Source organism: Jiangella rhizosphaerae (assembly GCF_003579925.1).
GTDB lineage: Bacteria > Actinomycetota > Actinomycetes > Jiangellales > Jiangellaceae > Jiangella > Jiangella rhizosphaerae.
The window spans coordinates 1-7,902 of sequence record NZ_QUAL01000112.1 but is presented as its reverse complement, the minus strand read 5'-3'; the positions used below and the strand labels follow the sequence as shown (position 1 = coordinate 7,902).

Annotated in this window: 4 protein-coding genes and 1 pseudogene; 2 read left to right on the top strand and 3 right to left on the bottom strand. The window is 72.0% G+C overall.

Features of this window, described 5'->3' with window-relative positions; genetic code table 11:
* Window positions 1-307, top strand: a pseudogene (locus DY240_RS32815) (ATP-dependent helicase); the annotation flags it as partial.
* Between the two features lie 168 nt (window positions 308-475).
* Here DY240_RS32815 and DY240_RS11910 read toward each other — a convergent pair.
* On the bottom strand, window positions 476-1,999 hold the full coding sequence (locus DY240_RS11910) for a golvesin C-terminal-like domain-containing protein (RefSeq protein ID WP_119660110.1): 1,524 nt from the start codon (window positions 1,997-1,999) through the stop codon (window positions 476-478).
* A gap of 107 nt (window positions 2,000-2,106) precedes the next feature.
* The gene (locus tag DY240_RS11905; RefSeq protein ID WP_119660109.1) at window positions 2,107-3,549 is read right to left on the bottom strand and encodes a helix-turn-helix transcriptional regulator; all 1,443 of its coding nucleotides are present in this window, start codon (window positions 3,547-3,549) and stop codon (window positions 2,107-2,109) included.
* Between the two features lie 113 nt (window positions 3,550-3,662).
* On the opposite strand from DY240_RS11905, the gene aceA reads away from it, so the two are divergent.
* Window positions 3,663-4,985 (top strand): isocitrate lyase, encoded by a 1,323-nt coding sequence (aceA, locus tag DY240_RS11900; protein WP_119660108.1) that lies wholly within the window; start codon window positions 3,663-3,665, stop codon window positions 4,983-4,985.
* A gap of 67 nt (window positions 4,986-5,052) precedes the next feature.
* On the opposite strand, the gene DY240_RS11895 is transcribed toward aceA, so the two are convergent.
* On the bottom strand, window positions 5,053-7,902 hold a 2,850-nt coding region (locus tag DY240_RS11895), incomplete at its 5' end, for a beta-L-arabinofuranosidase domain-containing protein (RefSeq protein ID WP_119660107.1).

The window sequence follows — 7,902 nt, the reverse complement described above, 5'->3', positions numbered from 1 at the left end:
GGCCGAGCAGCAGGCGGCCCGCGCCGCGGCGACGACGGCGGGGGCCGACGGCGACGGCGGCGGCTCGGGCGGGGCCGCCGACGCCCACGGCGAACGCGACGCCGCCATGTTCGAGCAGATCTCGGTGCTCCGGCGGGAACTGAACGGGCTGGTCGGCGCCTGGCACCACCGCACCGGCAAGCCGCACGGCGTCATCCACACCGAGCTGCGCAAGGCCTGCGGCGGCCCGCCCGCGGCGCTGGCGACGGCGGCGGAGATCCAGGAGCGCATCGACACCATCCGCGCCTGGGCCATCGCCCGCGGCTGACCGCCCGCCCCGCTCTCGTTGATCTTGGAGAAATGCCGCCAATGCTGGGCGAAATGTCCGGTGGATACCGGCATTTCTCCAAGATCAACTCGGGTGGGGGGTGCTGAGGGGGGGCGGGCGGCCGCGTCGGCGACCGTGGGGCGCCGGGGTGCCCCGTCCGGGACGGGCTCAGCGGGAGATGCGGACGGCGTCGGCCTCGATGGAGCCGGCCGTCGACGTCCAGCGGCTGACGCCGACCACCTGGCGGCTGCCCGCCGCCAGCGAGAACGTGCCGAGGCTGACCCACCGGCCGCCGTTGCTGCGCTGGTCGACGTAGACGGTCTGGTTGCCGCTGGCGGTGGCGACGATGTACGGCGTCCGCGAGTTGTTGGCGGGGTCCTGCGGATACCAGACCTCGACCCGGTAGGTGCCGGCCGCCGGGATGGTCGCACTGAACCAGGCCGGGTCGCTGGCCAGCACCGGCTGGGCGTGGCGGTGGTTGCTGCCGTACTGGCCGGGCGCCGACGCCGTCACCCAGTTGGCGCTGGCCGTGAACGCGCCGCCGTTGTCGACGACGACGCTCCACGAGGGCTCGCCGCCACCGCCGTTGACGTAGCCCATGTACCGGTTCCAGTCCCAGTTCGGGCCGGGGTCGGTGTGCGTCGCTCCGGGCGCCTCGCTGTGCGCGATGATGTGCGTCCGGTCACGCGGGATGCCGTACCGGTCGCAGACGTGCCGGGTCAGCGCGGCCGACGAGCGGTACATGGCCTCGGTGTACCAGGCGGGGTCGGTCACCCAGCCCTCGTGCTCGATGCCGATGGAGCGGTTGTTGGTGGTGCCGACGTGCCAGGCGACGTCCTTGTCGCGCACCATCTGCGTCACCTCGCCGTCGGAGGAGCGGATGACGTAATGGGCTGACACGTTGGCGCTGGGATTCTGGAACCACGAGATGCAGCCGGCGTACGATCCCTGGACCGTGTGGATGACTACGCGATCGATGGCGTAGTCATTCGGGCGGTTGGCGACGCGGTAGTTGCCGGAGTTGGCCGCCACCCAGCGGGCCGGCGGGTAGTCGTCGGTCATGACGGCGAACCGCTGGTCCAGCGTGGGGACGCCGGCGAACGCGCCGTACCGCGGGGCCACTGGGCGTGCGGCGACCGTGAACGTCTCGCCGCCGGCCTGCAGCGCCAGGCCGCGCTCCAGGGTCTCGTAGACGGTGTCGGCCTCCAGCCGGGCGACCGAGGCGTCGGCGTAGCCGGAGTAGCGGGCGACCGGCTCGTACCAGGCGTCGATCCGGCCGCGGTCGGCGGCGGACAGCCCGGAGTCGTCGGCCAGCGAGCGCAGAAGTGCGGCGGCGCCGTCGATGTTCGCCGCGACGTCGGTCTTCAGCTCGTCGACCCCGCGGCCGGTGAGCGCGGCGGCCGTGCCCAGCGTGTTGGTGGCCGGGTTGCTGATCAGGTGCATGACGCCGTAGCCGCCGGCCTGGCTGGGCCGGCCGGCGTGGTCGTCGATGCGGGTGACGGTGTAGGAGAGCGCGACCAGCAGGTCGCGCGGGACACCGTGCCGGCGGGCCGCCGCGGCGAACGCGGCACTGAGCCGGGTGACCGGCCGGACGGGGTCGCCGGCGGCGTTGGCGGCGGTCGTGACCACGGGGGTCACGACGATGGCGGCGCCGAGCGCGAGGACGGCGCGTCGGCTGGGTTGACTCGTCACTGCGGATCCCCTCTGTCGCCCGGAGCCGGTGGATCGCACCGGCCGAGTAACAGCAGAACCTACCGACAGTTTGTGAGTCTGTCACCAGATTCCGGAGGAATGTCCGGTTAAGCGCTTCCAGCTTCGGAGTGTCGCTCCAGGAAGGTGTAGACATCGGTGTCGTCGACCCCGGGGAACGTACCCGGAGGCAATGCTGCCAGCAGGTGCGAGTGGACCCGCGCACTGGGCCAGGCGCGGCTGGCCCAGCGGCCGGCCAGCTCGGCCGGCGGGCGGCGGCAGCAGGACGGGTCGGGGCAGCCCGACGTGGCCCGGACGGTGGTCTCGCGGCCCTGGAACCACTTCGAGTGGGCGTACGGCACGCCGATGTCGATGGCGAAGTCGCCCTCCGGCGTGCTCTCGACGTGCGTCGTGCACCAGTACGTGCCGCGGCCCATGTCGGTGTACTGGTGGTGGGTGGCGTACCGGTCCGGCGCGGCGAACACCGCGCGAGCGGCCCAGAACCGGCAGACCAGCTGGCCCTCGATGGCGCCGGTGACGTCGGCGGGGAACGTGACGTCGTCGTTCTCGTACGCCTTGTAGATGACGCCGTCCTCGCCGACCCGCATGAAGTGCACCGGCAGCCCGAGGTGGTGCGTGGCGAGGTTGGTGAACCGATGCGCCGCCGTCTCGTACGAGACGGCGAACACGTCGCGCAGGTCGTCGATGGCCAGCTCGCGCCGGGCCTTGGCGCGCTGCAGGAAGCTCACCGCCGCCGTCTCGGGCATGAGCAGCGCCGCGGCGAAGTAGTTGGTCTCGACCCGCTGGCGCAGGAAGTCGGCGTAGTCGGCCGGCTCGCGGTGGCCCAGCGCGAAGTGGCCCAGCGTCTGCAGCACGATGGTCCGTGGGTCGTGCCCGCCGCGGCCGGTCGCGGGCAGGTAGATGCGGCGGTCCTCGAGGTCGGTGATCGAGCGGGTGGCGCGCGGCAGGTCGGCGACCCGATGCAGGGTGAAGCCCAGGTGCGTCGTCAGCTCGCCGACGCCGCGCTCGGTGAGCGGTCCGCCGTCGTGCCCGACGGCGCGGGAGATGCCGGCCGCGACCTGCTCGATCTCGGCGAAGTAGTTGCCGCGGTCGCGCATCTGCCGGCGCAGCTCGGCGTTGGCCCGGCGGGCCTCCTCGGGGGTCGCGGCCTGCTCGGTGGCCCGCCTCCGCAGCTCGCGATGCAGCCCGACCAGCGACTCGAGCACGTCCGTCGGCAGGGCGCTGCCGGCCGTCACGTGCGGCAGTCCCAGGGACGAGTAGAGCGGGTCGGCCTGCGCGTGCTCGAGCGCGATCTCCAGCGCCGCCCGGTGCGACGGCGGTTCCGGCTTCATCAGGTCGGCGACGTCGGCGCCGAGCGCCGTCGCGATGGCCTGCAGCAGCGTCAGCCGCGGCTCCCGCCGTCCGTTCTCGATCTGCGAGAGCAGCGACGGTGCGCGGTCGACGGCGGACGCGAGTGCGCCGAGCGTGAGCCCGGCGGCCTTCCGGGCGTGCCGGATGCGGCGCCCCAGGGTGACGAGGTCGAGATCGGCCATGACTTCCCTGCTAGTGAAATTCGGCGAATCTTCACCCAGCTTAGCGGTGGATCGGGCGCCTACGTCGCCAGCACGGTGGAAGACGTCAGCAATTCACCGAACCGGGAGTGAGCATGACGACGACACTCGACCCCGACCCCCGCACCGGCGCCACGCCGGCGGACCGTCAGGCCGCCGAGGCCGCCGCCCTCGCCGAGCAGTGGGCGACCGACCCCCGCTGGTCCGGCGTGCGCCGCACCTACACCGCCGAGGACGTCGTGCGGCTGCGCGGGAGCGTCCGCGAGGAGCACACGCTCGCCCGCCGCGGCGCCGAGCGGCTGTGGGAGCTGCTGCACCAGCCCGAGCACGTGGCCGCGCTGGGCGCGATCACCGGCAACCAGGCCGTGCAGATGGTCCGGGCCGGGCTCAAGGCGATCTACCTGTCCGGCTGGCAGGTGGCGGCCGACGGCAACACCTCCGGCAACACCTACCCGGACCAGAGCCTCTATCCGGTCAACTCGGTGCCGACCGTCGTCCGCCGCATCAACAACGCGCTGCTGCGCGCCGACGAGATCACCTACGCCGAGGGCGCCGACCCCGGGTTCGACTGGCTGGCCCCGATCGTCGCCGACGCCGAGGCCGGGTTCGGCGGCCCGCTGAACGCGTACGAGCTGGCCAAGGCGCTGATCGCGGCCGGCGCGGCGGGCGTGCACTACGAGGACCAGCTGGCCTCGGAGAAGAAGTGCGGCCACCTCGGCGGCAAGGTGCTGGTGCCGACGTCGCAGCACATCCGCACGCTCAACGCCGCCCGGCTGGCCGCCGACGTCGCCGGCGTCCCGACCATCATCGTCGCCCGCACCGACGCCCTGGCCGCCGAGCTGATCACCAGCGACGTCGATCCGATCGACCAGCCGTTCCTCACCGGCGAGCGGACGCCGGAGGGGTTCTACCGGACGCGCTCCGGTGTCGAGCCGGTGCTGGCCCGGGCGCTGGCCTACGCGCCGTACGCCGACCTGCTGTGGGTCGAGACCGGCACCCCGGACCTCGCGCTGGCCCGCAAGGTCGCCGAGACGGTGCGCGAGCAGTACCCGGACAAGCTGCTGGCCTACAACTGCTCGCCGTCGTTCAACTGGAAGGCGCACCTCGACGACGCCGAGATCGAGACCTTCCAGCGCGACCTCGCCGAGCTGGGCTACCGGTTCCAGTTCATCACCCTCGCGGGGTTCCACCAGCTCAACTACGGCATGTTCGACCTCGCCCGCCGGTACGCCGAGAGCGCGATGACGGCGTACGTCGACCTGCAGCAGCGTGAGTTCGCCGCCGAGCGGCTCGGCTACACCGCGACCCGGCACCAGCGCGAGGTCGGCACCGGCTACTTCGACCTGGTCGCGACCGCGCTGAACCCGTCGAGCGACACCCTGGCCCTCAAAGGGTCGACGGAGGAGGAGCAGTTCTGAGGCGGATGGCTGCGGGTGGATCACCGGGGTTCTGGGTCGCCGGTGATCCACCCGCCGTCTGTGTGCGTTACAGCTCGCTCTGGGCGCGGGCGGCGGCGACGAGGATCGCCTGGCGCTGCTGGCGGTTGTGCCGGCCGGCGTCGGCCCACTCCTTCGATACCGCCTCGACGCGCCGGACGAACGTCCCGTGGTCGGCGAACGGGGCCGCCTCCCACACCCGGTCGAGGAACGTCTCGCCCTCGGCGTCGCGGATGGCGTCGTTGGGGACGCCGGTGCGCTGCGACCGGAACACCACCTCCGGCTCGACGCGCTTCACGTACGGGTGGAACGCGTTGAACTCGCCGGGCACCGGGTCGGCGACGTAGTACGGCGCCAGCAGGAAGCCGTGCGTCGTGAAGTGCATCGACGCGTCGGTCGGCTGGATCGCCGCGGCGAGGTCACCGTCCAGCCCGACGTGCGGGAAGAAGGTGAACTCGCGGTAGCTCGGGGTCGCGTCGCGGACGACCATCAGCGTCGGCCCGTACATGATCGACTGCACGGACTTGTCGTTGATCGCCTTGTCGACGTGGAAACTCAGCGGCATCGAGACGTCGACGACGTCGCCCGCCTTCCAGCTGCGGCTGATCGTGACGTACGACGTCGGCGTCGCCTCGACCTCCTGGTCGACGCCGTTGACGGCCACCGCGTACCCCTGCCTCGCCCAGCCGGGGACGCGGAGCTTCAGGTCCAGGGCGCCGCTGCCGCTGACGAACCGCAGCCGCGTCGAGCCGACGGCCGGGAACGCCGTCTCCTGCGCGATGACGAAGCCGCGCTCCGGCCAGGTCAGCGTCGCCTGGATGAACAGGTTGAGGTACAGCGCCGACCCGTCGGCGGACCGGAAGAACACCGTCTCCTGGTACTTCGTGTGGCTCTCGACGCCGGTGCCGTTGCAGCAGCTGCCGTTGCCGCCGTACCGGCTGTACTCCACGGTGTTGCCGATGCGCCGCGACCGGCCCGGCCACATGTTCTGGTGGTACGTCACCTCGGTGGCGGTGACGCTGTCGACGTCGCGGCGCGAGCTGAGGATCTGGTTGTGCAGCGCCTTCTCGTAGAAGTCCATGAGCGCCGGCTCGGGCTCGTGGAAGAAGAGGTTCCGGGTGAGCCGGAGCATGTTGTAGGCGCAGCAGGTCTCGGCGTGCCGCGGGTCGCTGTTCGACGTGAACCCCGACGTGATGTCGCCGCGGCCCCGGAAATGCTCGCTGCGTCCGGCGCCGCCGTTGCTGAACGTGCGGTGGGGCACCACCATGCCCCAGAAGTTGCGGGCCGCCGTGTGGTACTGCTCCTCGCCGGTGTGCTCGAAGATGCGCAGGTAGCCGATGTTCGGCGCCATGTACTGGTTGGCGTGCCGGCCGTTGAGTTGGTCGACGTCGTTGATCGTGGCGGTGAACAGCGTGCTGAACGTGAACATCTTCGCGGCCTCGAGGAACCGCTCGCGCTGCGCGGCGTCGGTCGTGTGCGCGGCGAGCTCGGCCATGACCTCGTTCATCGACCCGGCCTCGCCGGCGCTGTAGGTGTTCCACATGCGATCACGGTCGGCGGGGGAGATGCGGCTGAGCCGGTTGTACACCCACTCGCCCATGCGGAACAGGATCGGCAGCGCGTCCTCGTTGCCGGTGAGGTCGTAGGCGTTGAGCAGCCCGCGCATGATCTTGTGGTGGGTGTACCACACCGCCCAGACGGCATTCGGCCCGCTGTTGGGCTGCACCATCGGCGGCTCGATCCGGATGAACTGGCCCTCGGGGAACGCGGCCAGGTACCCGGGGTAGCCGGTGCCGACGATGGTGGCGTCGCGGCCGTGGCCCGAGGCGTCCGGCGCGGTCTCGCCCTCGTCGTCGAAGGTCCAGCGGGCCAGCAGGCCGCTGCCGTCGACGCCGCCGGTGGGGTCGGTCGTGGCGCCGGCCAGCGCTTGGATCTCCGCGGCGGTCAGGGCGCGGCCGTGCAGCTGGACGTCGTCGACGGCGGCGTTGAGCAGCGCGTGGTCGTTGCTGGTGGAGCGCCCGATCCAGTTGCTGACGGTGGCGCCGAGGGCCGCCGGGGTGATCGTCATGGCGGTGTTGACGCCGGCCTCGACGCCGTTGACGTAGAGCCGCCCGGTGCCGCCCTGGAGGGTGACGGCGACGTGCGACCAGGTGTTCAGCGGCAGCTGCGTGGCGGTGTCGATGCGCTGCTCGGCGTTGGGCCCGTCGACGGTGATCGCGAAGCGCGGGCCGACGTCGGCGGAGACGCGGGCGGTGAGGGCCAGGTAGGCGCGGGTGCTCGTCGCGAGGGTGAGGATGCGGGCGTTCGTCTGGCTGGCGCCCGGGTTCACCCAGGCGGCGAACGTGACATCGGTGACGTCGCCGGTGAGGCCGCCGGGGAGCGTGACGAACTGGTTCGGGTGCGGGTCGCTGAGCCTGACGGCCTTGCCGAACCTGCCGGGGACGCGGCCGAGGTTGCGCTGGTCGAGGGCGTCCTGGACCTTCGCCAGCTCCGCGACGATGTAGTCCAGCTTGGTCAGGAAGATCTCCTCGCCCGTGGCGGCCCAGCACTGCGCGAGCATCGTCATCCAGTGGCCGGAGAAGTGGCCGCGGAGCAGGTGGTTCGGGGTGTCCCAGCCGCCCGGCCAGGTGCCCGGCGCCGGCAGCCCCGCGTTGGCCCGGAACAGGTGCAGCATCCGGTCCGGCCCGGCCAGCACGTCGCCGGTGCCCGGGTAGTTGCGGGCGTAGTTGAGCATCCGGTCGCGCTTCTCCTTGTAGATGCCGTCGCCCAGGGTGACCTGGTTCAGCGCGAACGGCGCGACCTCCCACACGTCCGACGTCCAGCCCGGCCGCGGTGCGCCGCCCGGGATGGCGGCGGTCACCGGGCTGCCGGCGGCGCCGGCGGCCGGCGCGACCGCGGT